This window comes from Fodinibius roseus, assembly GCF_900129315.1.
Taxonomy (GTDB): domain Bacteria; phylum Bacteroidota; class Rhodothermia; order Balneolales; family Balneolaceae; genus Fodinibius; species Fodinibius roseus.
In genome coordinates this window covers 117,491-142,066 of record NZ_FQUS01000012.1, presented here as the reverse complement: position 1 = coordinate 142,066, position 24,576 = coordinate 117,491, and the positions used below count along the sequence as shown (strand labels likewise).

The 24,576-nt window shown below is 53.0% G+C and carries 22 protein-coding genes; 9 read left to right on the top strand and 13 right to left on the bottom strand.

The genetic code is table 11. From position 1 onward, the window contains the following. Positions 1 to 102 precede the first annotated feature (102 nt). The 3 genes from BUB16_RS12325 to BUB16_RS22045 all read right to left on the bottom strand — a co-directional run bounded on the left by BUB16_RS12325 (position 103) and on the right by BUB16_RS22045 (position 4,346). Complete coding sequence (locus BUB16_RS12325; RefSeq protein WP_170864379.1) at positions 103 to 2,196, bottom strand: M16 family metallopeptidase; 2,094 nt, start codon at positions 2,194 to 2,196, stop codon at positions 103 to 105. 43 nt (positions 2,197 to 2,239) lie between these two features. Then, on the bottom strand, positions 2,240 to 3,790 hold the full coding sequence (locus BUB16_RS12320) for a M16 family metallopeptidase (protein ID WP_084088242.1): 1,551 nt from the start codon (positions 3,788 to 3,790) through the stop codon (positions 2,240 to 2,242). A 424-nt stretch (positions 3,791 to 4,214) separates the two neighbouring features. Further along, on the bottom strand, positions 4,215 to 4,346 hold the full coding sequence (locus BUB16_RS22045) for a hypothetical protein (protein ID WP_280173656.1): 132 nt from the start codon (positions 4,344 to 4,346) through the stop codon (positions 4,215 to 4,217). Between the two features lie 69 nt (positions 4,347 to 4,415). Here BUB16_RS22045 and BUB16_RS12310 point away from each other — a divergent pair, with 69 nt between their 5' ends. Continuing rightward, entirely contained in the window at positions 4,416 to 4,949 is a 534-nt protein-coding gene (locus tag BUB16_RS12310; RefSeq protein WP_073064616.1) for an META domain-containing protein, read from the top strand. A 27-nt stretch (positions 4,950 to 4,976) separates the two neighbouring features. On the opposite strand, the gene BUB16_RS12305 is transcribed toward BUB16_RS12310, so the two are convergent. Next, positions 4,977 to 5,684, bottom strand: coding sequence for a hypothetical protein (locus tag BUB16_RS12305; protein WP_139240296.1), 708 nt, complete (start codon positions 5,682 to 5,684; stop codon positions 4,977 to 4,979). Positions 5,685 to 5,688: 4 nt separating this feature from the next. Next, on the bottom strand, positions 5,689 to 6,276 hold the full coding sequence (locus tag BUB16_RS12300) for a hypothetical protein (RefSeq protein ID WP_073064611.1): 588 nt from the start codon (positions 6,274 to 6,276) through the stop codon (positions 5,689 to 5,691). Positions 6,277 to 7,070: 794 nt separating this feature from the next. Here BUB16_RS12300 and BUB16_RS12295 point away from each other — a divergent pair. From BUB16_RS12295 to BUB16_RS12275, 5 genes are all read left to right on the top strand, one after another. Next, a complete protein-coding gene (locus BUB16_RS12295; RefSeq protein WP_073064607.1) occupies positions 7,071 to 8,033 on the top strand; it encodes an N-acetylmuramoyl-L-alanine amidase in 963 nt (320 codons plus the stop codon). Next, on the top strand, positions 8,026 to 8,772 hold the full coding sequence (locus BUB16_RS12290; RefSeq protein WP_073064604.1) for a hypothetical protein: 747 nt from the start codon (positions 8,026 to 8,028) through the stop codon (positions 8,770 to 8,772). Before BUB16_RS12295 ends, BUB16_RS12290 begins: the two co-directional genes overlap by 8 nt. 412 nt (positions 8,773 to 9,184) lie before the next feature. After that, a complete protein-coding gene (locus tag BUB16_RS12285; RefSeq protein WP_073064601.1) occupies positions 9,185 to 9,811 on the top strand; it encodes a type IV toxin-antitoxin system AbiEi family antitoxin domain-containing protein in 627 nt (208 codons plus the stop codon). Continuing rightward, a complete protein-coding gene (locus BUB16_RS12280) occupies positions 9,798 to 10,577 on the top strand; it encodes a nucleotidyl transferase AbiEii/AbiGii toxin family protein (protein ID WP_073064598.1) in 780 nt (259 codons plus the stop codon). Before BUB16_RS12285 ends, BUB16_RS12280 begins: the two co-directional genes overlap by 14 nt. Before the next feature lie 658 nt (positions 10,578 to 11,235). Beyond that, positions 11,236 to 13,827 (top strand): bifunctional aspartate kinase/diaminopimelate decarboxylase, encoded by a 2,592-nt coding sequence (locus tag BUB16_RS12275; RefSeq protein WP_073064595.1) that lies wholly within the window; start codon positions 11,236 to 11,238, stop codon positions 13,825 to 13,827. A gap of 197 nt (positions 13,828 to 14,024) precedes the next feature. Here BUB16_RS12275 and hisH read toward each other — a convergent pair whose 3' ends face one another. The 8 genes from hisH to BUB16_RS12240 form a co-directional block, all read right to left on the bottom strand. Then, entirely contained in the window at positions 14,025 to 14,636 is a 612-nt protein-coding gene (hisH, locus tag BUB16_RS12270; RefSeq protein WP_073064591.1) for an imidazole glycerol phosphate synthase subunit HisH, read from the bottom strand. Positions 14,637 to 14,656: 20 nt separating this feature from the next. Then, on the bottom strand, positions 14,657 to 15,319 hold the full coding sequence (gene hisB / locus BUB16_RS12265) for an imidazoleglycerol-phosphate dehydratase HisB (protein WP_244545691.1): 663 nt from the start codon (positions 15,317 to 15,319) through the stop codon (positions 14,657 to 14,659). 221 nt (positions 15,320 to 15,540) lie between these two features. Beyond that, positions 15,541 to 16,611, bottom strand: coding sequence for a histidinol-phosphate transaminase (hisC, locus tag BUB16_RS12260; RefSeq protein WP_073064585.1), 1,071 nt, complete (start codon positions 16,609 to 16,611; stop codon positions 15,541 to 15,543). 226 nt (positions 16,612 to 16,837) lie between these two features. After that, entirely contained in the window at positions 16,838 to 18,115 is a 1,278-nt protein-coding gene (gene hisD, locus BUB16_RS12255) for a histidinol dehydrogenase (RefSeq protein ID WP_073064581.1), read from the bottom strand. 25 nt (positions 18,116 to 18,140) lie between these two features. After that, positions 18,141 to 18,278, bottom strand: coding sequence for a hypothetical protein (locus BUB16_RS21515; RefSeq protein ID WP_170864377.1), 138 nt, complete (start codon positions 18,276 to 18,278; stop codon positions 18,141 to 18,143). Further along, a complete protein-coding gene (hisG, locus tag BUB16_RS12250) occupies positions 18,275 to 19,156 on the bottom strand; it encodes an ATP phosphoribosyltransferase (protein WP_073064577.1) in 882 nt (293 codons plus the stop codon). Before hisG ends, BUB16_RS21515 begins: the two co-directional genes overlap by 4 nt. Positions 19,157 to 19,682: 526 nt before the next feature. Further along, positions 19,683 to 20,606 carry an SMP-30/gluconolactonase/LRE family protein gene (locus tag BUB16_RS12245; protein WP_073064573.1) on the bottom strand — a complete coding sequence of 308 codons (924 nt, stop codon included), beginning with the start codon at positions 20,604 to 20,606 and terminating at the stop codon, positions 19,683 to 19,685. A gap of 135 nt (positions 20,607 to 20,741) precedes the next feature. Further along, positions 20,742 to 20,951, bottom strand: coding sequence for a hypothetical protein (locus tag BUB16_RS12240; RefSeq protein WP_073064569.1), 210 nt, complete (start codon positions 20,949 to 20,951; stop codon positions 20,742 to 20,744). A gap of 534 nt (positions 20,952 to 21,485) precedes the next feature. Here BUB16_RS12240 and BUB16_RS12235 point away from each other — a divergent pair. From BUB16_RS12235 to BUB16_RS12225, 3 genes are all read left to right on the top strand, one after another. Beyond that, positions 21,486 to 21,761: a hypothetical protein gene (locus tag BUB16_RS12235; RefSeq protein ID WP_073064566.1), complete on the top strand. Its 276-nt coding sequence runs from the start codon at positions 21,486 to 21,488 to the stop codon at positions 21,759 to 21,761. Between the two features lie 319 nt (positions 21,762 to 22,080). Further along, the gene (gene lepA, locus BUB16_RS12230) at positions 22,081 to 23,889 is read left to right on the top strand and encodes a translation elongation factor 4 (RefSeq protein ID WP_073064555.1); all 1,809 of its coding nucleotides are present in this window, start codon (positions 22,081 to 22,083) and stop codon (positions 23,887 to 23,889) included. Between the two features lie 78 nt (positions 23,890 to 23,967). Beyond that, positions 23,968 to 24,552, top strand: coding sequence for a hypothetical protein (locus BUB16_RS12225; RefSeq protein WP_073064551.1), 585 nt, complete (start codon positions 23,968 to 23,970; stop codon positions 24,550 to 24,552). The last annotated feature ends 24 nt before the right edge of the window (positions 24,553 to 24,576 follow it).

Genomic DNA, 24,576 nt, shown 5'->3' with positions numbered 1-24,576 from the left:
CGGGGCCTGGCCGCCCCTATTTTCTCAGCCTTGACCTTTTTCGCGCCTTTTGGGTCAAGCCAAAAGGCGCAACAAGAATGTCGTTAAAAAATAGAACACACATCACTCCTTATTCACCTCATGACTCTCATACGTGGCTTCCGCCGACTGATTTCCGTTCATAAAGGTAACCTGGCTGTACGGGTAGGCCACCCCGTCCACCGTCTGCCAGTCGGAGTGACGGTTTTCGATATCCACCTGCTGGCCCTGCTGGGGATTAAACTGCCGGTAGCGCTGGATGTCCGGGTAGCTGGTTTCCGGGTCCAGCAGCAGGGTAACATTGGAGCCGTCTACCTGTACGCTGACCTTGTTATAGGCTGTCCCTTCGACCTCCTCGGTGCCGAGGAACTGCGGGTCCAGCTCACCGGCGTTCATAGCAATGGCGAGAAAGCTGCGGTTGAGCGTGCTCTTCAGCCCGTTGGCCATTTGAGGCGGCAGCGGCCGCTCCTGTCCCCCGACGGTCATCGTGCCCGACCCATCCTTGTAGGAGAGGTGGACCTCGCCCATCGGCGCCTGGATGGTCTGCTCAATGGCATCCGGGTAGTCGATAGTCATGGTCGTACCGATCGTTTGTCCCCCTTGCACCACTTCGCCCGTCATGGTAAGCGTGTTGAGTTCGGTGCCGGGATCAATAACCGCATCGGCCATGGCGTTGAGCAGTTCGCGCCCTTTCTCAGCGTCCCCCTCGACCGCCTCCTCGTCCCCGCTTCCGGGCTCGGGAATACTAATGTCAATCTCATTGACCTCCCCGTATTTCTGCAGCTGATCACCGATTTCATCTTCGTTGCCCACCACCAGGATCTGCAGGTTTTCGGGGTTCAGGTACTCTTGGGCCACCGACTGCACATCTTCGATGGTGGTGGCCTTCACCTCTTCAATATACTGTTCAAACGCATCGGAAGGCAGCCCCCGGTAGGCGTAGGACATCTGCTGGCTCAGGACCTCTTCGTAGCTGTCATATTCAAAGACCGCCGAATTGAGGATTTGATCCTTGGTATCCTGCAGCTCTTCCTCCGTAATGGGTTCGCTGCGAAGCCGCTCGATCTGTTCGATGATCGCATCGATTGCCTCAGCGGTGGTGGCGCTCTTGGTTTGCACGCCCGCATAGAAAACCCCGGGGTAAAAGCTGTTCATGCCGTAGCGGCCGAAGACGGAGTAGGCCAGTCCCATTTCGGAGCGGACAATCTGCAGCAGGCGTCCCGAAAAGCCGCCGCTGAGTACCTGGTTCATGACCTGCACTTCGGCATAATCCGGGTTGTCGCGCATGCCGCCCAGGTGTCCCATCATGACAAAGCTCTGGTTGACATCCGATTTGTTGATAAAATTGATCGAAGACCGGGGCTGGTAATCCACTTCGGGGAACTCCAGTTCCGTCTCATCGCCGGCGGGCAGCTGCCCGAACGTTTCCCGCAGTTTCTGTTTCATTGCTTCGGTCTCGAAATCGCCGACGACCCCCACCATCATATTTTCGGCCTCGAAATGATTTTCGTGGTAGCGGAGCAGATCCTCGCGGCTGATGTTATTGACAGTCTCATACTCGGTATTGCGTCCGTATACCGAATCCTCGCCGTAGATCAGCCGCTGAAATTCCCGCACCCCGATCTGCTGGAGGTTGTCGTTTCGCCGGGAAATACCGCTTTTGGTCTGTTTTTTGGCCAGCTCGATCTTCTCCTGCGGGAAGGCGGGGTTGGTCAGCACATCGATAAAGACCGGCAGCAGATCCTCAAAATCCTCCTTCAGCACATTCATGCCGGCGCTTCCGCTGGTAAAGCCGACACCGGTTTCGATGCTGGCCGCCCGGTTTTCGAGCAGCTTGTTGAGCGAATCCGGCGGGTAGGTTTCCGTGCCTCCCGAGCGCATGACGGTGCCCGTAATAGAAGCCAGTCCCGCTTTCTCGTTGGGGACCAGCACCCCGCCGGTGCGAATGCGGGCGCTCACATTGATCAACGGCAGTTCCCGATCCTCCAGCAGGTAAAAGGTGATGCCGTTGCCGGTCGTAAAGGTTTCCACCTCCGGCTTTTGGAAGTCGTTGAGTTCGGGAAAATCAAGGTTCTCGTGCGGGGATTCGCCGTCCGGGGACGAATCCGCTACCTGTTCGGTCTGCGCGCAGGAGAACAGCAAGACCGCTAACAGGCATAGGATGCTGAATTGCTTCATAATCATGGGGTTCTGGTTGGTGAAAAGATTAGAAAGTGATCGGTTAGTTATTCGCATCGGCAACCCCCCTGTTCTCATCGGATGAGCTTTCCTCTTCTTTATTTACGATGAACCCGACCGTGCGGTTGTCTTTGGTCAGGTACGTCCGGGCCACGCGCTGGATATCGTCGACCGTAACCTGCTCGAGCTCTTCGAGGTCGGTAAACACTTTGCGCCAGTCCCCGCGAAGGTTTTCGGCGGAGGCCAGCGAGGAGGCCAGCCCGGAGTTGGAGTCGAGGCCCCGCACCAGGTCGGCGCGGGCGTTGGTGCGCGCCCGGTCGAGGGCTTCCCGGGAGATATCACCCTCTTTTATTTTTTCAATTTCTGCGGTGATCGATTTCTCCAGCGTATCGGCGCTGAAGCCCTGGTTGGGTGCTCCCAGAATTCCGAACAGGGTTTCGTATTTGGTGCCCGGAACGCCGTTGAGCAGCTGAAATCCCAGGGCGGTCTGATCTTCCTGCACCAGCTGCTTGTGAAGCTTGGACGTGCGTCCGCTGGCCAGGATGGACCCCAGCAGCCGCAGGGCCTTGAAATCCGGGTGCTCGTCATTGACGGTGTGATAGCCCATCAGGAGGTAGGGCTGGGCTTCGCTTTGAATCGTAAATCGCCGCTCGCCCCGCTGCTCCGGCTCTTTGGTATAGACCGGCGGGGGTTCGGGTCCCTCTTCCAGGTCGCCGAAATACTGCTCGGCCAGATCCCTGGCTTCCTCCGGCTGCACGTCGCCGGCAATAGCGATGGTGATATTGTTCGGCACGTAATAGGTATTGTAAAACTGCCGGGCGTCTTCCATCGTCGTGGCGGTAATATCGGAGTGCCAGCCGATGGTGGGGCGCCCGTAGGGGTGCGCGGTGTAGGCGACGGCCAGAAATTCTTCATAGAGCCGTCCGACCGGCTGTGATTCATAGCTGGAGCGGCGTTCCTCGCGGACCACCTCTTTCTCCTTGTAGAACTCGCGGAAGACCGGGTTTTTAAAGCGGTCGGACTCGAGGCTGAACCAAAGCTCGAGGCGGTTTTCCGGGAGGCTGTAAAAATAGTTGGTGCGGTCCTGGCTGGTGGTGGCGTTCATGCCGGTGCCGCCGTTGCGATCGATGATCTGGGAGAATTCATTATTGACCACATATTCTCCTGCCTCCTCCTGGAGGGCTTCGAACCGGCTCCACAGCGTATCCATCCGGGCGGAGTCGGGCGACGTGCTGTACTTTTCGGCCAGCCACTGCTGGTAGGTATGGTCGAGCTCTTCCAGCACCTGCTGCTCCTCTTCCCAGTTGGTAGTGCCTACGGTGTGGGTGCCCTTGAAGGCCATATGCTCAAAAATATGGGCCATGCCCGTATGTCCCACCGGCTCGTTGGCTCCGCCCACATTCACATAGGTGGCAAAACTGACCACCGGGGCCACCGGGCGCTCTATGATGATGAAGGTGAGCCCGTTGTCGAGGGTGAATTCCGTTACTTTTTCTTCAAAATCGTCCAGTGATTGCGCCAGGCCCGCCTGCGCGGCTGACAAGAAAAAGGCCCCCAGCAATCCCAGTGCAACAATGATTCTTTTTAGCTTCATAATCCTCCTGAATCGGTCGTTAATATTTATAGATATTAAAATTAATGCCTAAGGTTCAAAGCCCTCTATTGATTTCAGTGCTCTAATCTCATAAGGTGTAAATAAATGGGGAAACATGCAGCACGGTTCCCAACCGCTGTTCTTTACTGCTAATTCGGGAAATTCGGCCGTGCGCAAGAGGAATCGAATCATCAAAGAGTGCGTGCCGCGTCTCCAAATCCACGGGCAAGCCTTGTTCGTTCCATGCGGTGGCCGGACTCGTTTCGCAGTTTTTGCCCTTCGTTCGGTGGGAGAATTACAGCAGGAAAAGCTGCCATTCCTCACCATGATCTTTATAAACGTATTCCCATTCCCAATAAAAATAATACCAGATACACCATACGAAAAAGGGAGGGGGATGTTACTGGGGTGGATTTCTTGTAAATTAAATAAAAAAAAATAGACTATTAGAATAGTTGTCGGCCTGGGTTTGCGTGTATAGATCATACAGCGAGTACTTGAAGAAAGGCAGGAGCTCTTCCGAATCCAGGGAGGGAGTGGCTGTTTCGGAGGTCATTGTGCCGCCGCCCCCTGGTTCTGATGAAATCTAACTATATCGGGGAGCAAAACATCTATTGGCAATGGCATGAATATGAAAACGCCTAATATCTATCTGTTCATACTTACGGTTGGAATTTTCGGAGGGACAGCCTGCAATCAAGGGCATCCCTTAAGTAATTCTGAATTAACCGCCGAAGCTGACACCACGCTGGTCGGACCCACCTGGCAGCTTGTTGCTTTTCTGGAAGCTGACGGAGATCGAATTCTTGTTGAGAATCTACCTGAATGGGGCAGAGGTTATACAGTTACATTTACGAAGCAAAATTTAAAGTGTAATTCCAGTAAGTCTCCCTGTGGCAAGTGGCATATGAAGGTCCAGGGTCATCCAAATGAAGGTTTTTTTACCTATGATATAGGTTCAGACGGAAATCAATCCTTAACTATTTATTTTCACGGTCAGACGAAAATGGGTCAGCCTGACGGCTCTAAAGAAAATATGTTTTTTAATGCCCTTAAGGCTGCTAAAAGCTATCGGATCAACGGAAAACAACTACGTATCTTCTATAGTGACGAGAAAGTCCTGCTGTTTGAGCCGGCAGAATCATCAGAGGGAGAATAGTCTCCCCAACCAGCGGTATCATCCTTCTTATGTATCCCTGGAGTCGGCATTTGCTCCGGAACCTTCATCCGATTTTGTTTTGGAACCGGTACCGGTACCTGCAACGTATGTATGAAGCTGACCCAGTGTCGCTTCCGTCAGCTGAGCCAACTCTTTCAAGTGTTTAGCAGTTGGAGTCGTCTCCCCAATTTGTTGATTGACAAGTGAGACTCCGATAAGATACGACATAACTGTAATTTTACCCTGCTGCGCATTCGATACGGTACGGGCAACATCCGCAAGTGGATTTCGGTAAAACAGGGCAACAATTTGCACGATTCCGATGCCTCCGATAATGGAAGTAACTTCAATGCTTTCGGGCTGTGTAAAAGAACGTACGGCAGCAATGATCAAAAATGATATACCGACAACAAAAATGGACACACTCATACCTAATGAGATACGATAAGTGGTTCTCAGTTGTTTAAAGGTTTCCGAGAAAAACGCCTTATCGGTCTGTATATCATTGTCCGGCGGACCGACGTGGACTTTTGATGGAGCTTTTTCCCAGTTCTGTTCCAGATCGTTGATAATGTTTAGCAGATCTGTGGCCTGCACTTCAGATAATTTAAGTTTGGCCGCAGCTTTACTGCGGGTTTCCCTGGATTGAAGTTCTGTAATCAAATCCGGCCGGGCAATAACCTGGCGCAGGGCATGAGACAAAGTTCTATAACCAGTAGCATCTCCGGGTGCCATATTTTTATCTGCCTAATTGTTTATGGAATTTTTTTGACAGGCTGTCAAAGTCAGCCATCTGATCCGTAAGAATATGTTTAGCACGCCGGGCACGCTCTTTGACCTCCTCCAGATCGTTGATATTTTGCGTGTTCCAAACCAGGTCTCCTATCTCCTGGATTTCATTGGAATAAAGATACGCTACTTCTTGTTCCCGTTCCTCAAGGGCATCACAAAAATAGACCCAGTGATTTTGTTCTTCAGCAGAGAGCGGTGACGCCTCATCCCCGTTATTTTCGGAAGCTGACTCGACGATCTTTCGTAATGACACCCCAAATCCCACGAAAATATCACAAAGACCGTTAATGCGGAAACTGTCTGACAGGGGTCCGCCGGACAAACTATCGATCACTTGCTGTGCTTCAGGCATATTCTCTGTCCCCTCAATAGCCTCAAGCTTTTCTATGACCAGCGAATGAGTATGCTTGATCAACTCATTGATACTGCCCAGCTGCCAGGTATAATTTTTTAATGCTTTATGACCCCGGTCAGTAGACTTTAAAAACTTCTCACCAATGCTGCTTATCTCATCGAACAGATTTAGATATGGCATGTTTCCCTCCCCGTCTTTTCTTTTTTGGTAATGTTAAGTTTGACCCTATATGACTATTATTAATAATATAATAATTAATTAGATACAAATTATTATAAAGGATTGGGACCATGAAGAAGAGTTGTATCGGCGCATAGGAGTCCCCGGCGGGCTTTAGCGGCAGATCCCGAGAGGCAGCATGGCGCTTAGCCGATATCTGAAAAGCTACCGGCGGGGTGGGCCGGGCTAGTTCTCCACGGCTTACGATTTCCAGCTTTATCGGAAAGGGGCCGCTTATAGGTTGCGTTCCAGCCGGAATCCAAATGCACCCGATATATATCAATAGGTTTTATGTATAAGATTTATTAATCTTTAAGAGAACTGTGGGATTGTTAATAATACTAAGGAACGTACGGTCGGAGATTATTTAAAATCGTTTGTTTCTTAGTAGATAAAGCTGCTTCCGAAAAGAAGAAGGGTAAAAGGGTGTGTATTTGGGTGGAGAATGATATAAGGGCAGGAGAATCTGTAGAAAGCGGGATTTTTTCTTGCAGGGGAGAGAAAAAAATGATTCGATAGATTTTAGCAGGCAAAACTCGTCTTCAATGTAGCCTGCCTTTTGGGGCGAAAAGATGTAAGCGTCAGGGAATGTAACGGAGAAACTTAATCTGATCGTCAATTTTGGCGCCTTTTCTTCGGGAGAGTTTTGGGATTCTTACAAGGGGAAAATCCAGAATCCGTCGATAGAAGAAGCAGAATCACCCGCAGTATTAAATTATCAATAGTTTAATCAAACCAGATAACGGGGATAAATCATGGCATTAGACATTAAAAAAGATCTTGCGCTTCCGGAAATGGAATTTTTCAATGTGAAAGATCAAAAATCGGGGATTTGTATTCATCACACTGTGGGGGGATCTGCGGAGTCAACTTATAACTGGTGGCGGAACGACTCACAGATGGTAGGCACCGCGTATCTGATCGGCCGGGATGGTACGCTCTATCAAATATTTGACCCTGAAAACTGGGCCTGGCAGTTTGGGCTTCCCTGGGAGTACGAGGATAAAATTGTTTTTGAAAAACGGTTTATTGGAATTGAGCTGGCAAGCGAAGGAGGTATTCTGGAGCAGGATGGAATCTACTACTGTTTTGACCGCGTCTCCCCCAAAACGGTAAAACCTGCCAATGAAATATTTGACGCCGGAATGGATTATCGCGGATATCGCATCTTTGACCAGTATGAACCTGAACAGGTTGCTACGCTGATTGAGTTGATCAATACTTTGTGCGACCGGTTTGATATTCCCCGCCGGGTGCCGGCCGAACCGATGAATTATTACGGGCAGGAACTGAAAGGTTTTCATGGAATTATAGGCCATGCAATGGTCCGAAAAGATAAATCGGATCCGGCCCCCATGCCCGGCTTCTGGGATCAGCTGCGCAACGGATGTGACCTGGAATTTATAGACACTGAGAAGGACCGGCCTCTCATGGAAAACCAAACCATGAGCGAACAGGAAATTGACAGCCTGTTTGAGGAGAATGTAAAGGAGCTTAACAAAATGAATGTTTCCGCCGGAAGTATGGTGAAGGGGCTGATCCAGGAATTACAGCGTAACAACCGGGGTACATATATCAGGCTGCGGAATGCAGTGGAAGAGGGCCACCAGATCAGTTACGATTTTGTGGAGGGAGATAAGAGCCTGGTGAAAAGAATAGGAACGGCGCTTGGATTTAAAAATATCACAAAAAATAAGATGGAGGTTCGAAATGGATAATTTGAAAAAGGGACTGATTACCGTAAGTGTTATCGCCGGCCTTTTGGCTATTTCCCTGTCGTTTATTCTGGGGCGGGGAATTGACCGTGAAGAGGTACAGCGCGCCCAGCTTGAAATGCAGGAACTCCGGGCATCGCGCGATTCCATAAAGGTGATTGTATCACTGAAGGATTCCCTGCAGGCCCTACTGGGTTCACAGGTAAAACAGCTGGAGTCTGAAACGACACGTTTGAGGGATGAGGTACAGTACTTGGAGACAGAGCGAGAGGAAAATCAGCTGACGGTCCGGAATATTAGAAAAAAAGAGGATCTTCAGGTGAAGCTGGCGGAGACGTTTCCGGAGATGGCGCAATCGGACTGGGGGGTTACGGAGGTGTACAATGAAGAAGCCGATATCGGTATCGAGTACCTGCTGGTGCCTCTCTGGTTTAGTGAGACGTTTATTATTGACCATCAAAACTCCATTTCGTATATGCAGCAGCGAGATAAGCTTGAACTTGTGGATAGCCTGAACCAACAGGTTATGGTACTGCAGGACAGCCTTTTTACGCTGGAACAGGAAAAATCAGAGGCGTACCAGCTGGGGTATGAAGAGGCTTTTACGAAATATGAAGATATCAACACCAAGTATATTGAACTGCTTGAGCAGCCGCCTTCCATAGACTTTGGGATTCCCAAATGGGGCATAATCGGGACCAGTATCGGGGCCGGGGTACTGGTGGGCTCTCAAATCAAATGAAAGTACACCATTATTTGTAATTATCTCTGTTTTATTGTTGATTAACTACTGAGCTTATCAGCATAGCATCCCGGATAGGATCTATTCCCCGGCCTTGAAAAGTCAGCGCCCGGGGTGGCGGAGGCAAGGCGGAGGAATAGGAAAAATATTTGTGCGAACCCGACGTCGGTCGGGTGAGTTTATATTTTTCTCCGGAGCCGCAGCAGACGCCGGGCGCTGAGTTTTCTCAGCCTTGATTTTTTTATGCACCTTTTGGATCAAGCCAAAAGGTGCAAGGGATTGCGTCGCTGAAAAAAATGGAACATCCAAAACACTTTTAGCAAAGGGCATTCCAAGAGAGTAACAATAGTAATTAATAAATGTTTTTGTTTCTAAAAATTGTTATTATTAACAAAAAATAGAAACAAATTAGATGAATTACCCAGAGTTCCGCGAGGAAATGAAAGTCTTTCCGTGCTTTTCAATCCGGGAGATAGAGAAGCATTACCCCGGTTTTGACAGTCGGAGGCTGGTGGAGTGGCAGAAAAAAGGCTATATCCGGAAACTACGGAATCGATACTACTATTTTTCCGATCGGAAGGTTGATGAGCCTTTCCTGTATTACACGGCCAACCAGCTGTATCATCCTTCTTATGTATCCCTGGAGTCGGCTTTATCGCGATATGGCTTTATCCCGGAGGGCGTGTTTCAGGTCACTTCCTGTACTACCCTAAAAACGAATTCATTTGATACGCCTGTCGGAAAGTTTTCCTACCGGCACGTGAAACCCTCGCTTTTTTTCGGATATCAGCTTGAGGAATGGGATAACGGCACTCATCGCTACGCTGTAGCTAATCCGGAAAAAACCTTAATCGATTACCTGTATCTGCATCACGAAGTAAAAGACACAGGTGATATCAAAGCCCTTCGATGGAATGCTCTCGAAATCAAAAATCGAATTTCCACAGATAAACTCAACCGGTACGAAGCCCATATCGATTCAGCTGCGTTAAGCAACCGTTTGAGCATGGTAAAAAAATATCTCGATGTTATCACTTGATGAAATCCGTCCCTATTACCCCGAACAGCTGCACCGTTTTCCCCGGTTCATGCTGAGAGAATACCTGCAGTATAAAATATTGGAAATTTTGTATGAGAGTCCGTTTGCAACGGACCTGTGTTTTCTCGGCGGTACCTGTCTTCGTATTGTGCATGGAAATCGCCGGTTTTCAGAGGATTTGGATTTTGATAATATTTCCCTGGAAGAAGAGGCCTTTAAAAAGGTAGCCGATGAAATTCAAAAAGGACTTCAGCGGGAAGGGTACCGGGTGGAGCTTAAAACCGTTATGAAAGGAGCATGGCATTGTCATATAAAGTTTCCCGGCTTGCTGTTTGATGAGGGATTGTCCGGCCACCGGGAAGAGAAGATCCTTATCCAGCTGGATACCGAGCCTCAGGATTTTGACTATGAGCCCGAACAATTTTTAATAAACCGCTTTGAAGTATTTACCACCATCCGGACCACACCATTACCCCTTTTGATGGCTCAAAAATTATTTGCCATCATTAACCGGGAGCGCAATAAGGGAAGGGATTTCTATGATTTGATTTTTCTGATAGGCCGTGGTGTTAAACCTAATTACCCGTACCTTGAAACCAAGATCTCTATCCCGGATTCCAAGTCATTAAAGGAAGCCGTTTTAGACAAGTGCCAACAGTTGAATATGGAAGCTATGGCAAAAGATGTGGAGCCTTTTCTTTTTGATGCTTCTGACGTCCAAAAAGTCATTCGTTTTGAGGATGTCGTGCAGCAGTATGAGTTTTAAGAATATTTTCTGTGGCGGCTGCCGCGGCTAAGCTATTCAGTGTAAAAGAAGCTATTTCTCAGTCTTGACCTTTTCCGTATAGCTGCTGGTCCCGAGCACTTTCGGGATGGGTCAACCCAGTTGGGCTCATATTTTTGTTACGATCCCACAATCACTCCGGCCTTGAAAAGTCAGCGCCCGGGGTGGCGGACGCAAGGCGGAGGAATAGGAAAAATATTTGTCCGAACCCGACGTCGGTCGGGTGAGTTTATATTTTTCTCCGGAGCCGCAGCAGACGCCGGGCGCTGAGTTTTCTCAGCCTTGATTTTTTTATGCACCTTTTGGATCAAGCCAAAAGGTGCAAGGGATTGCGTCGCTGAAAAAAATGGAACATCCCCATATCGATAAAAATATTTTAAAAAAACCCCGCCAGATGTCTTATATTTTGCGCTACTGAATCATACACTGGTATGGCAAGATCTAACACTATATGCATAACACATCGGGCGGTTGTTTTCCATCCGAATAGCTTTTCAGAAGGCAGAATTCATGTTCGCAAGATCTGAAAGTGAAGCCGGCTGACAACAGGCTTCTCCCGGTGACCGGTGGCACAACCGCACAACGGATTACAGGTACCATAGATAAATCAAACAATTAGATAACAAGGTAAAACAGCACGATGTCTGAGGAAGATACAGGAAGAAAATGGATCGTACTTAAGTTCGGGGGGACCAGCGTCTCGACCGTTGAAAGCTGGCAGAATATCCTGTCGGTGATCAGGGAGCGCAGGGGGGACGGCTATCGCGTCTGTGTGGTCCACTCTGCGCTGAGCGGGATTTCCGACATGCTGGAAGAGATCATCGAACGCGCTCCCCGCAATAATACCGGCGACCTGGTGGAGCAGGTCAAGCAGCGGCACGACAAGCTGGGCAAGGCCCTGGATCTTCCGGTCGATGAGCTGCTAAAAGAGGATTTCGATGAGCTGGAACATATTGTCAGGGGCATCGAGCTGATCGGGGAGGCCAGCTACCGGGTGCAGGCGCGGCTGCTGGCGATGGGAGAGCTGATGGCGACCCGGTTGGGTGCGGCCTATGTGCGCCGCGAACTGGAGGAGGGGACCTGGATCGACAGCCGGGAGTGTATCCGCACCAGCGCCCTGAAGAATGTGAGCGAGCGTTCGCTCATCCTTTCGGCGGTAAGCGCAACGGATTTTGACCGGTCGGTGCTGGACCGGCTGAACGAGGCGGGAAATCTTGTGGTGACCCAGGGATTTATCGGCAGTGATGAGGAAGGAAAGACGGTGGTATTGGGACGCGGAGGATCGGATGTATCGGCCGCCTATTATGCCGCCAAGATCGGGGCAGAGCGGCTGGAGATATGGACGGATGTGCCGGGATTGTTTTCCGCAAACCCGCAGAACGTGCCCTCGGCGCGGCTGCTGAACCACCTGAGCTATAAAGAGGCCCAGGAAATTGCGACCAACGGGGCGGAGGTGCTGCACCCCCGCAGCATCCGGCCGGCGCGCCAGCACAATATCCCGATCCACGTGCGATGCACGCACCGCCCGGAGCTGTCCGGCACGGTCATCTCCGATGAGGCCTCCGACGACGAAGCGCTGGTCAAGACCATCGCCGTGCGCAAGAATGTGATTCTCATCAGCATGGAGTCGCTGGGCATGTGGCAGCAGGTCGGTTTCCTGGCGGAAGCGTTCGAGGTGTTCAAGCAGTACGGCTTGTCCATCGACCTCATCTCCACCTCCGAATCCAACGTCACGGTCTCGCTGGATCCGGGACTCAATTCCCATTTTCACGATATACGGGAGTCGTTTGTGGAGGATCTTTCCGTGCTTTGCCGGGTGGAGGTGATCGAATCCGTCTCGGCGGTCAGCCTGCTGGGGCGGCGTATACGGACGATTCTGCACCAGCTGGGCGGGGCGTTCGAAGTGTTTGAAGAGCAGAAGGTGTACCTGGTGAACCAGGCGGCCAATGACCTGAACTTTACGTTTGTGGTGGAAAATGAACAGGCCGACCGGCTGGTGCGCCAGCTGCACGATCACATTATCTCGCAATCCGGGAACCAGCAGTCCTTCGGACCCACGTGGCCGGAGCTGATGGGCGACCGGGAGACGACCGGCCGGGAGCAGCCGCTCTGGTGGGAGGAGCGCCGCGGGGAGCTGCTGGACATCGCCGCGGAGTCGGGTCCCTGCTACGTCTACGACAGGGAGACGCTGAAAAAGTATGCCGGCCTGATCCGGGGAATCGGTCCGGTGGACTACGCCCTGTACGCGATGAAGGCCAATGCGAATCCGGAGGTGCTGCGCACCTTCCGCGAACAGGGACTCGGCTTCGAGTGCGTCTCCATCGGGGAGGTTCGCCGGGTGCTCGATCTGTTTCCCGACATCGACCGAAAAGAGATTCTCTTTACCCCCAACTTCGCCCCCCGCTCGGAGTATGAAGAGGCCCTGGATCTGGGGATCAACGTGACCCTGGATAATATCTACCCGCTGCAGCAGTGGCCGGAACTGTTCAGGGGGGAAGAGCTGTTTTTGCGGATTGATCCCGGACACGGGCACGGTCACCACAAGCACGTGAAGACGGGAGGGATGCATTCCAAATTCGGCATTCCCCGCTTTGAGATCGAGGAGGTGGCGGGGCTGGCCGGGGAGCTGGACCTGTCGATCAAGGGACTGCATGCCCATATCGGCAGCGGGATCAAAGACCCGCTGTCATGGAAGCAAACGGCGATCATCCTGCACAAGGTGGCCCGGCAGCTGGGCGGCGTGGAGATCCTCGACCTGGGCGGGGGATTCGGCATCCGCGAGAACGATACGGAAGCGCACCTGGATATCCGGGAGCTTACGCAGTCTCTGGCGCAGTTCCGGGAGGCGCATCCCGAGTACACCCTCTGGGTGGAACCGGGACGCTTTTTGGTGGCTGTGGCCGGGGTGTTGCTGACGACCGTCACGCAGCTGAAGGGCAAGGGCAAGGTCAAATACGTGGGCGTGGATACGGGCATGAACTCCTTTATTCGTCCCGCTCTCTACGGCGCTCGCCACACCATCGTCGACCTCTCGCGGCTGGATGAGCCGAACAGCCAGTCGGTCAATATTGTGGGACCCATTTGTGAGTCGGGGGACAAGCTGGGGATCGACCGGCTGTTCCCGCAGGCGGCGGAAGGGGACGTCGTGCTGATCGCGAATACGGGGGCGTACGGACAGGTGATGAGTTCGCACTACAACCTCAGGCCGCCCGCTCAGGAGATTGTTATTTAATGAGAGCGTTGCAAAACCGTTCTTTCAGCCAATCTCTTGATTTTTACGCATTCCACAACCTCACATATGCTTATATGCTGCGGTTTTGAATGCGCTCAGGGGTTGATATTGACTGACATTCCTGGTTTTTCAAAGCTCCATCACAGGTACTCAAAAAAGTACTCTATTAACCAGTAACGGCAAGGAGTAAGGCATAACTAACCATTAACGGTAAGGGGCACGCTCTCTATAAAATTCCGGAGCAGCCGGGCGCCGGTCGGGCCTGATTTCTCGGGGTGGAACTGCACGCCCGTAAAGTTGTCCCGGCTGACGACAGAGGCGAATTCCGTAATATACCGGCAGGAGGCGATGGTGTACTCGTTGACGGGCGCGTAGTAGCTGTGCACGTAGTAAAAATGGTTGTCCGTCCCGAAACCGCGGACCAGGGGATGGTCGGGGTCCCGCACTTCCGAAAAGGTGTTCCAGCCCATGTGGGGCACTTTGTCTTTAGAGGAATCAAATTTTTTGAGGGTTCCCGGAATGATCCCCAGTCCCTGTGCATCCCCCTCTTCGGAAGCTTCGTAAAGCAGCTGCATACCGAGGCAGATCCCCAGCACGGGCTTGCCGGTCTTTCGCAGCCAGCCATCAAGATGGTTGTCCCGCAGCGAGGCCATGGCGGGACTGGCGTGCCCTACCCCGGGAAAGATAACGCCGTCCGCCCGATCCAGCTCCGCTTTCTTGTTGGTGATGACATGTTCCACATCCAGCCGCTTTAGCGCGTTGGAGACGGAAGCTAAGTTACCGGCGTCGTAGTTGATGATGGCGATCATGAGGATATATTATGTGATGGTTATAACAGGTTCTTGGTGCTTGGCAGAATATCGGCGTTTCGCTCGCTGCGGCTGACGGCGGCCCGGAGGCAGCGGGCGAGTCCCTTGAAGCAGGCCTCGATTTTATGGTGATCATTTGTTCCTTCCACCGACAGGTGAAGGGTGGCCTTCAGGTGGATGGCCAGGGAGTAGAAAAAGTGTTCGACCATTTCGGTGGGGAAATCGCCCACCTTTTCGCGCTCGAAGGAGCCGTCGAAGCGGAGGTAGGGACGGCCGGACAGGTCCAGCGCCACGGTGGCGAGGGTTTCGTCCATGGGCAGCACAAAGGCGTATCGCTGAATACCGATTTTGCTGCCCAGCGCCTCGGTGATGGTTTCCCCGAGGGCGATGGCCACATCCTCGATCGTGTGATGCTCGTCCACTTCGAGGTCCCCGTCACAGCGGAGCTCCAGGTCCACCAGCCCGTGTTTGGCAATCTGCTCGAGCATGTGATCGAAGAAAGCGAGTCCCGTCGAAATATCACTCTGTCCGCTGCCGTCGAGGTTGAGCGTGACCGTAATATCGGTCTCCGCCGTCTGCCGCCGGCGCGAGGCCCGGCGGGTGGGAAAGCAGATCTTCCGGCTGAGTCCGATCCAGTGTTCGGCCTCTTCGATCGTTACTCCACCGGCGGAGGCCCGGAGCACGGCATCGCTTGCGCTGACGGAGAGGTCGGCCGATGCCCCGTCAACGGGGTCGGCGGTGATCCGGTCGTTGTGCAGCAGTTCCCGCTGACGGGCGGAGAGCTCATCTGCCACAAAACCGATCTTGTGGTCAAGCTGCCGCAGGCGCTGAAGTCCGTACAGCGCGCCGCTCCAGAGCAGCTCGTCGCTTGTCCCTCTCAGGGCATTCGGGGAGATCCAGATATTCATATCGAAAGTTCTTTTAGGGCTGAAATTAGGCGTTCGTTATCGGCGGGCGTGCCTACCGTAATGCGCAGGGTGCTCTCGCAGTGGGGCTCGTTGCCCCGGTACCGCACGATAATCCCCCGGTCCGCCAGCTGCTTGTGAATGTCCAAAGCATTCTTCACTTTTACCAGCAGAAAGTTGGCTTCGGAGGGATAGATATGTTCCACAAGGGGAAGTTGCGCCAGCTGACGGCGCAGCTGCTTTCGCTGCCGCCTGATATCGGCGATGTTCGACTCGATGGCCCCGAGCCGGTCAAAGGCATCCATCGCCTGCCGGGCCGTCAGCTTGTTGACGTTGTAGGGGGCTTTGACTTTCATCATGTATCCGATAATCTCCCGCGGGGCCAGGGTAATGCCCAGGCGGATGCCCGCCAGTCCGAACGACTTGGAGAGGGTCTGCAGCACGACGAGGTTGGGGTAGCGGTGGATCCCGGAGGCCCAGCTCTGCTGGTCGCTGAAGTCGATGTAGGCTTCATCGATGACGACAATGCCGGGAAACTCCTCGACCAGCCGACGTACTTTGTCCCGCTCAAAGGTATTGCCCGTGGGATTGTTGGGCGAGCAGAGCAGCAATATCTTGGTGTGCGGGGTGACTGCCTCCAGGATCCGGTCCACGCGCGGCTGAAAATCATCGTTGCTGAGCAGCACTTCGTCGATGGCGATGTCGTGGATGTGGGCCGAAACGCGGTACATGCCGTAGGTCGGCGGCGTGATGAGGATGCGGTCGCGCCCGGGCGTGCAAAAGATGCGGTACAGCAGGTCGATGCCCTCGTCGCTGCCGGCGCCCACAAATATATTTTCGGCGCGGACCGACCGCCACTGGGCGATGCGCTGCCGCAGGAGAGGGTGCGTGGGCGAGGGATACCGGTGCAGCTCCTGTGTACTCCGGGAGGGGTCCCCGTAGCTGTTCTCGTTGGCATCGAGCAGCAGGCCTTCGCTGAAATCCTCCCGCGCGCTGTGATAGGGTTTCAGGTCCCGGATATTGGGACGGACGAGCTGGTCAAGGTCAAAGGATGTACTCTTCTTACTCATTACTGGAATATATCTGTTTCTGTGTTAGCCCGGTTTTCTCACCAAGAAAATTTTTCCTTTAAAAGGATTAACAATTGATGCAACCTTCTTGCTTTTTAAAAGGTTGCAATATATTCAATATTATATTCGTGAGAAATCCGGGTTAGCAATCGCGGCCGGTACCGATAAATAAAGCGGCTGTTTTGAAGTTTTATGCTTATGATGGTCCGTGCATGTCCGGCTCATTTCATTCCTTCAAGCGGATGGTTACGGCGTTGCGGTGCGCGTGGAGCCCCTCCAGCTGCGCCAGCGTTGAAATCGTCGGAGCGAGATTTTTCAGTCCCTCTTCCGAGAGCTGCTGCATCGTTATCTGCTTCAGGAACGAATCGACGGATACGCCGCTGTACATGTGGGCATAGCCGTAGGTCGGCAGCGTGTGGTTGGTCCCTGAGGCGTAGTCGCCGGCGCTTTCCGGGGACCAGTGACCGAGGAAGACGGAGCCGGCGCTGGTAATGTGGTCCTCCCACTCTTCGGCACGGGTGCATTGTACGATCAGGTGCTCCGGGGCGTAGCGGTTGGAGAAGCGGAAGGCTTCTTCGAGGGTATTGACCGTGATGATAAAACTCTGGCTGACGGCCTGCTGTGCGATCGCCTTGCGCGGGAGCTCTTCTACCTGCCGGTTGAGCGACTGGTTGAAGGCGGGCAGGTCAAATCCCTCTGTCGCCAGCAAAACGACCTGGCTGTCGGGACCGTGTTCGGCCTGGGAAAGCAGGTCGGCCGCTACGAAGTCGGGCTCCGCCGAGCCGTCGGCGATGACCAGGACTTCAGAGGGACCCGCGGGCATGTCGATGGCAATTTGGGCGTCGCTGTTCTGCAGCAGCATTTTTGCGGCGGTCACGAACTGGTTGCCGGGACCCAGGATCTTGTCCACTTTGGGAACGGATGAGGTGCCCAGGGCCATGCCGGCTACCGCCTGCGCCCCGCCGGCCCTGAGCAGGTGGGTCGCCCCGATTTTTTGGGCGATATAGATCATCTCGTCCGCGGAGCCTTCTTCCTGCGGCGGGGTGGCCACCACGATGGTTTTGCACCCGGCCAGCTGTGCCGGGATGCCGAGCATCAGCAGGGTGGAGGGCAATATCGCCGTCCCCCCGGGCACGTATAGCCCGACCCGTTCAATGGGCCGCGCTACCCGCTTGCACCGGACGCCGGGCATGGTCTCGACCTCCAGCGTCTCCGGCAGCTGGGCCTGGTGAAAGCGGCGGATGTTGTCGAAAGCCGTGTCAATGGCCTGCCTGACCTCCGGGTCGAGGGTGACGTTCCTGTCGGCCGGGTCGACCACCAGGGGATCGGGGGAGACCCCGTCGAACTTCCGGGTAAAATGATTGATCCCCCGGTCACCGTCCCTCCGAACTCCCTCGATTATCGGTTCCACATCCCTGAAGATGGACTTGAATTCCATTTTGGGTCGCCGGCAGAGGCGCTGAAGGTCCTTTTCTTCCAGGTTTTGGTAGTTATAGTGTTCCATGGTTCAGCTGTGTTTAATATGATCCTTAGCGCATGATTAAAGCTCCTGCCATCCCCATCTCTGTCCCCCGGCAGCCACGCCGGGCTTGCGGGGCGGGGTGAATCATGTTATTACAGTGGTCGATTTCTTTTATTTCAATCCCTGCATTCCCGTCGACTATCATAATATCATGCTTTCGATGGGAAGGATGACAATGCCGGTGGCTCCTTCCTTTTTGAGCCGCTCCATCACCACCCAGAACTGGTCGATCGGGATCACCGTATGAACGGCCACCATCTCCTCATCGGCGAGGGGCATGACCGTGGGACTGTTAAGTGACGGTATGATCTCTTTGATCTCGGGCACCGAAGATTTCGGGGCATTCATCATGATGTACCGGCTGCGTTCCGCCTGCTGGTGGCTGTCCATCCGTATCAAAAATTTCTCGATCAGCTTTTTCTTGCCCGGGGACAGTTCCTTGTTCGTTTGGATGAGCTGCGTTTCCGACTCCAGGATCACCTCCAGTTCCTGGAGTCCGTTTGCCTTGAGGGTATTGCCCGTGGACACCAGGTCGCAGATGGCGTCGGCGACTTCGAGGCGGGGGGCAATTTCCACGGCGCCTGAAATGGTTACCAGGTTGGCCCCGATATTATGCTTGTCTAAAAATTGCTGCGTCAGGTTGGGATAGCTGGTGGCGATGGTCTTGCCCTCGAAATCTTCAAGGGTCTGAATCGCACCGTCCTTGCGGGCGGCCAGGGAAAGGCGGCACACCCCGTAATCGAGTCCCCGAAGAACACGGACGTCCGCCCCGGTTTCGGCGCGGACATTCGCTCCCACGAAGCCCAGGTCGCACACGCCGTCCTGTACATACTCGGGGATATCGTCGTCGCGGATCAGCAGGAGTTCCACGTCAAAGTTGCGGCATTTGACCATCAGGTTGCGCTTGTAGTCGTCAAAACGCAAGCCGATGCCTTTGAGCAGTTCGATGGTCTTGTCGGTCAGCCGACCGGATTTTTGTATGGCGATTCGAAGAGAAGTTTTGGAATCTGCGGTTCGTTCCATGGCAATGAGCGATCGATATTATGTATTATAGATTGAAAAAATGGTATGAGAGCGTTGTAACAAGAGAGTCGGAAAGCAGGCTTGGCTGCCTGTAGCAATGCTATTGACGGTCGAAACCGCCATGATGGAGGGAGTGGATATGGAGCGTGTTTTTTTGCATCAGGTGTAAGATAATATTTTTTGATAAATCTTCCATATAAATTTAAGGTAAAATCAGGCGTCGTGCGACGTGAAGATCCATCGGGAAAATTGCTTCCTTATTTCCCGCCGGCTTACCGGGGTCATCCTTGCTGCCTTACCGATGGGGGTGGGAGTCGGCACAGGCTGCCTCCCGGAGAGGTGTGCCCTGCTTTGCAATATCGGGAGGTAGTTCCTGTGGGATCCCCGTTCAACGTCAACATGTTTGTTGCTCCATCAACAAAGCACCGCCGTTCACAAAAAGATCCAGGGCACCGCCCAGGGATGGCCCTCATGCCCGGTGTCCCTGCCGCGGTTCTATAGCCCGAAAAAAGGATTGCGTCGGTAGTTACTGCTGTTGTCCGGCCTCGATTTCCCAGATATCCACCCGGTCTAATTCGATATAGGGGACGGCGACCCGGTTGCGTTTGGTGTCGAGTGCGATATCGGCGGGTTCAGGGGCCGTTTTAATTATCGCCCTGCTTTCGCGGTCCTCGCCCAGCAGGTAGATGCTCGTGTCGGCCTGACTGGAGACCAGGAATGAGCCGTTGTAGGGCTCGATGCCGTCAAAGTTGCCGCCCGAGCCAGCACTTATGAAATCCCTGGGCGTGGTATCGTCCGCCGTAATCGAGCGAAATGTCTGTCCCCCGCCCCACGGGGCAATAATGAGCTGCTGGTTATCCGGGTCCAGGGTAATCCCGTTGGGAGGATCTTCCAGCGAATCGGCGGCAATAGTGACCTCCGTGCCGCTCATCCGGTACACCCGGGCCTGACCGGTATCCGTGACATAGACGGCGCCGTCGGGACCCACGGCCACGTCATTGAGAAATCCCGGTTCAAATTCCGTAAAGTCGGCGAAGGCAAGCTGCTGTCCGGTTTGCGTGTGAAAACCGTGTACCCCCTTCAGATCAGCCACAAAAAGCGTGTCGCCGGTAATATACATTCCGCGCGGGGAGTGAAGCGGGGCCTCCTCCGTGCCGGTCATGAATTTCAGCGAGTCGATGGTGCCGTCGGGTTGTGCTTTGGCAATATACCCGTTGGAGTCGGCTTCGCTGCTGGAACCGTTGAAATTAGAAATGAAGTAGGCGTCCTGGCCGGGGTCGTAGCGGATCGCTTCCGGGCCATCCAGTCCCTCCTCAATGGATGTCAGCCGGTCGCCGACCTCCCGGCGCTGGTCCGAATCGGTTTCTTGCTCTGTATCCGGTCCGCAGCCGGCCAGTATCGTGAATACCAGTATGAGTATACCCTGTGATAATAATGGTCGTTTATCCATGACTTCCCGTTTTTTTATTGAAATTAATAAACCGTCCCTATTTTGGTTTGTTTTTAATGATCTCCACTCATATATCCAAAAAGCAGGATAAGCGGGACCCTCCCGCTGCCGGGCCCGGTTCTGTTTTATCCTCCTCTAAATATTGGCAAAGCGCTGAATCATTGCAATATTTAGTTTGGCGGAATAATCCTTTTGGACGCAGGCAATAGCAGCGCCTTTTGCAAGACCGGTATCTTGTTCAGTTTCTGTATTTTCGCGATTCGAAACGACGAGGGAACCGTACAGCCGTTCCGCGTTTCGGGGGGGCGTCGCCGTGAGCAACAGGACATGGCTATTGCAGTCCATTCCCCGGTAAAGGTTTTTTGGAAAGCCGGGTTTTGCAAAGCCCGGCAGGTTCCTATGCTGAAACAGTGACGACGAGAAAAATTAACAGCAAGGTAAAGAGGGTAAGCTGTATAAAGGCGCTACTGATTAATTTTTTGTGCATGGCGGTGGTAAACAGTGGATATGGATATGGTGATGGTTCGTTTATTTATCTGGTACCGGTAAAAAAATAATTTGTTCCCGGCAGATTCCCTGTTATTATCGGCGCTGCCCCGGAATAGTTAAATGGGGGAACAGCGGGCTCGGAGGCGGTGGTATGATCCTTTGTCAACCGATCTCCCGGGACCCGGGACTTAAGGCCTGTGAACGGGATTTTTCAAAGGCAGCAAATATAAGGAATACAGCTGTTCCCTACATCTCAAATCGCCATACATTTTGATTGAACTATTACTGCGAAACGGTTATCCTTATGGACGCGAAAGACAGTGATTGGCGGAAGAGAAGAATAGTACCGCACATATTTTTTAATAATATAATGTTCAGAGTATTTGCCTTATGATTACAACAGCCCAGTTTACGTATATCCCGCTTAAAGCGGTCAACCCGAGGGAGAGTATCGATTTCCTGCTTGAATTGGTAGCCCAGCACGACGTGGAGGTCGATGTAAACTACTTGTCGACCAGCGTGCGGGGAGAGACGGAGATCGTCTTCGAGCTTATCCGCGAGATGTATGAAACCATGGCGATTGAGGGGGAGGAGTTCCGTTTTCATATAGAGCTGTTAAGCCCCGTTGCCGAAGGAGAGACCCGCAGGGGCGAGGCAGGAAGTTAAGATCTCTTATTACCTCATGGAGGCCCAATACTTTTGCTAAAGTGTTGGGTTTTTTTATGCAGCCGGACCCCGGACCTTAATCCGGGATCTGCTTTTTTTGAGCGTTTTGCAAAACCGTTTTTCTGGCCAATCTCTGCTTTTTCGCACTTTCAGGATCCTCACATATGTTTAATCCGAATGATTCGCGAAATAGTAAAATTAAAGATTACTCCACTAATATTGTTTAACATATTGAACATTAAGTGTGAAATCAGGAGCCGAATTTTGTATCTTTAGCGTTCTTTTTTGTAAGCCAAATATGTGCAGGTAGCACAACCCTATGTCTCAGATTCGCAACTTTTGTATTATTGCCCACATCGATCACGGCAAATCCACGCTCGCAGACCGGTTGCTGGAGCGTACCGGCGCCATCACCGAGCGAGAGATGCATGAGCAGATCCTGGATGATATGGACCTGGAGCGGGAGCGCGGCATTACCATCAAAAGTCACGCGATCCAAATGGATTATGAGCGTCCCGGCGGCGAGCATGTGACCTTTAACCTGATTGATACGCCGGGCCATGTGGATTTCGCCTATGAAGTATCGCGGGCGCTGAAAGCCTGTGAAGGCGCACTGGTGGTCGTGGATGCGGCGCAGGGGATAGAGGCACAGACGATTTCGACCCTGTACCAGGCTATCGAACAGGACCTGGAGATCGTGCCGGTGCTGAATAAGATCGACCTCCCGGGGGCGGACCCCGAAGGGGTGGGGCAGCAGATCGTGGATCTTATCGGCTGCGACCATGAGGATATCCTGCACGTTTCAGCCAAGACCGGGGAGGGAATTGACGAGCTGCTGGAAGCCGTCGTCGAGCGCATTCCCGGTCCCGCCCGCAACACCGACAAACCGCTCCGGGCCCTTATTTTCGATTCGGTGTTCAACACCTACCGCGGATCTATCGTGTATGTCCGAGTGATGGAGGGCACGCTTCACCAGGGGGACGGCATCCGCTTTATGGCGACCCAGAAGGAATACGACGCCGAGGAGATCGGCCACCTGAAGCTCAAGCAGGTGCAGACCGATACCCTCGAGGCCGGGGATGTCGGCTACGTCATCGGCAGCGTGAAGTCGCTGCAGGACGCCCGCGTCGGGGATACGCTGACCCGGACCGATAATCCGGCCGATGAGCCTATTCCCGGCTATCAGGAGCCGAAGCCGATGGTATTCAGCGGACTGTTTCCGACGCAGTCGGACGAGTTCGAGGACCTGCGCTCGGCGCTGGAAAAACTGCAGCTCAATGACGCCTCGCTGACCTACCAGCCGGAAACGTCGAAGGCCCTCGGTTTTGGTTTCAGGGCGGGATTCCTGGGCATGCTGCATATGGAGATCGTTCAGGAACGCCTCGACCGCGAGTTTGATATTGATATAATCACCACCGTGCCGAATGTGGAGTATGAGGTGCATATCACCGAGAAAAATGAGCAGAAAAAAGTGATTGTCGATAACCCGAGCGAGATGCCGGATCCGAGCAAAGTGGATGCGGTGTATGAGCCTTATATCCAGGCCAGTATCATTACTCCTTCGGATTATATCGGCCCGGTTATGAAACTGTGTGAAGAAAAACGCGGGAAGTATGTCAACCAGATTCACATGCAGAGTCAGCGTGTGGATATCACCTATGAGCTGCCGATGGCCGAAGTGGTGTTTGATTTTTATGACCGCCTGAAAAGCGGGACGCGCGGCTATGCATCCCTCGATTATGAGTTCCTGGAATACCGGCAGGGCGACCTGGTACGGCTGGATATCCTGCTGAACGGCGACCCGGTGGATGCGCTGTCGAGTATTATCCACCGCGATAAAGCCTATGACCTGGGACGCAAGCTCTGCAAGAAACTCAAGGAGTTGATTTCGCAGCACCAGTTTGAAATCCCCATCCAGGCGGCTATCGGCTCGCAGGTCATCGCCCGCGAAACCATCCGGGCCATACGCAAGGATGTCACGGCCAAATGCTACGGCGGCGATATCTCCCGGAAACGCAAGCTTCTGGAGAAGCAAAAAGAGGGTAAGAAACGAATGAAGCAGGTCGGTACGGTAGAAGTGCCCCAGGAAGCTTTTCTTGCGGTGCTTTCCATGGATGATGATAATTAAGTATATTAGGAGCCGGTAATAACTGCCGGCGTTTGACGTTAATTTACTCAACCCCACTTACTAACATAAACTTTTCTGATGCAAGCATTATTAAAATCTCTGTTTCTCACCGTTCTCATATCACTGGCACTATCGGTTGCGGGCTATGCGCAATTTGAAGCGCCTGAAATCGAAAAAATAAGCAACGACCGGCAAAGCTGGTTTATGAATAAATTCGACGATGTAAAGTGGACCGGACAGGGTTTTTACGACAGGTCGGAAATCGATGGAAAACAGACGAATGAAATCCGAGCCCGGCTGAAGGCTGCCTACGGGGATCCCACCAAGACCATAGAGGATTTGATCAAGCTGGAGGATTTTCGCCCGGCCCAGGCCATCCAGTTCGAATACTGGTTCGTCGTCGACGACAGCATACCGATGATGGTGCTCGATATTGACGGGCCCTTCGGCAGAGGCCTGGTATACGCGGGGGCCAGCAAGTACATTGACCTGATGCCCCAGATCAAACGGGTCTTTGCAAAAGAGCTGATGGCCGTGGAGAACCTGCCGGCCTACCAGGATTACTATTACTCTCCGGAGCGCAGGCAGTGGTATAATGTGACGTACGACAGCGGGGATTACCGCACGACCGAAATAACGTCCCCTCCCGGCATGAGCTACTAATAATTGTTAATCATCCAGTACCAA

What these genes read in the sequence shown, in the direction of transcription:
- BUB16_RS12325 (WP_170864379.1), bottom strand. Translation starts at nt 2,196, where the DNA reads ATGAAGCAATTCAGCATCCTATGCCTGTTAGCGGTCTTGCTGTTCTCC.
- BUB16_RS12320 (WP_084088242.1), bottom strand. Translation starts at nt 3,790, where the DNA reads ATGAAGCTAAAAAGAATCATTGTTGCACTGGGATTGCTGGGGGCCTTT.
- BUB16_RS22045 (WP_280173656.1), bottom strand. Translation starts at nt 4,346, where the DNA reads ATGACCTCCGAAACAGCCACTCCCTCCCTGGATTCGGAAGAGCTCCTG.
- BUB16_RS12310 (WP_073064616.1), top strand. Translation starts at nt 4,416, where the DNA reads ATGAATATGAAAACGCCTAATATCTATCTGTTCATACTTACGGTTGGA.
- BUB16_RS12305 (WP_139240296.1), bottom strand. Translation starts at nt 5,684, where the DNA reads ATGGCACCCGGAGATGCTACTGGTTATAGAACTTTGTCTCATGCCCTG.
- BUB16_RS12300 (WP_073064611.1), bottom strand. Translation starts at nt 6,276, where the DNA reads ATGCCATATCTAAATCTGTTCGATGAGATAAGCAGCATTGGTGAGAAG.
- BUB16_RS12295 (WP_073064607.1), top strand. Translation starts at nt 7,071, where the DNA reads ATGGCATTAGACATTAAAAAAGATCTTGCGCTTCCGGAAATGGAATTT.
- BUB16_RS12290 (WP_073064604.1), top strand. Translation starts at nt 8,026, where the DNA reads ATGGATAATTTGAAAAAGGGACTGATTACCGTAAGTGTTATCGCCGGC.
- BUB16_RS12285 (WP_073064601.1), top strand. Translation starts at nt 9,185, where the DNA reads ATGAATTACCCAGAGTTCCGCGAGGAAATGAAAGTCTTTCCGTGCTTT.
- BUB16_RS12280 (WP_073064598.1), top strand. Translation starts at nt 9,798, where the DNA reads ATGTTATCACTTGATGAAATCCGTCCCTATTACCCCGAACAGCTGCAC.
- BUB16_RS12275 (WP_073064595.1), top strand. Translation starts at nt 11,236, where the DNA reads ATGTCTGAGGAAGATACAGGAAGAAAATGGATCGTACTTAAGTTCGGG.
- hisH (WP_073064591.1), bottom strand. Translation starts at nt 14,636, where the DNA reads ATGATCGCCATCATCAACTACGACGCCGGTAACTTAGCTTCCGTCTCC.
- hisC (WP_073064585.1), bottom strand. Translation starts at nt 16,611, where the DNA reads ATGAGTAAGAAGAGTACATCCTTTGACCTTGACCAGCTCGTCCGTCCC.
- hisD (WP_073064581.1), bottom strand. Translation starts at nt 18,115, where the DNA reads ATGGAACACTATAACTACCAAAACCTGGAAGAAAAGGACCTTCAGCGC.
- BUB16_RS21515 (WP_170864377.1), bottom strand. Translation starts at nt 18,278, where the DNA reads ATGATAGTCGACGGGAATGCAGGGATTGAAATAAAAGAAATCGACCAC.
- hisG (WP_073064577.1), bottom strand. Translation starts at nt 19,156, where the DNA reads ATGGAACGAACCGCAGATTCCAAAACTTCTCTTCGAATCGCCATACAA.
- BUB16_RS12245 (WP_073064573.1), bottom strand. Translation starts at nt 20,606, where the DNA reads ATGGATAAACGACCATTATTATCACAGGGTATACTCATACTGGTATTC.
- BUB16_RS12240 (WP_073064569.1), bottom strand. Translation starts at nt 20,951, where the DNA reads ATGGACTGCAATAGCCATGTCCTGTTGCTCACGGCGACGCCCCCCCGA.
- BUB16_RS12235 (WP_073064566.1), top strand. Translation starts at nt 21,486, where the DNA reads ATGATTACAACAGCCCAGTTTACGTATATCCCGCTTAAAGCGGTCAAC.
- lepA (WP_073064555.1), top strand. Translation starts at nt 22,081, where the DNA reads ATGTCTCAGATTCGCAACTTTTGTATTATTGCCCACATCGATCACGGC.
- BUB16_RS12225 (WP_073064551.1), top strand. Translation starts at nt 23,968, where the DNA reads ATGCAAGCATTATTAAAATCTCTGTTTCTCACCGTTCTCATATCACTG.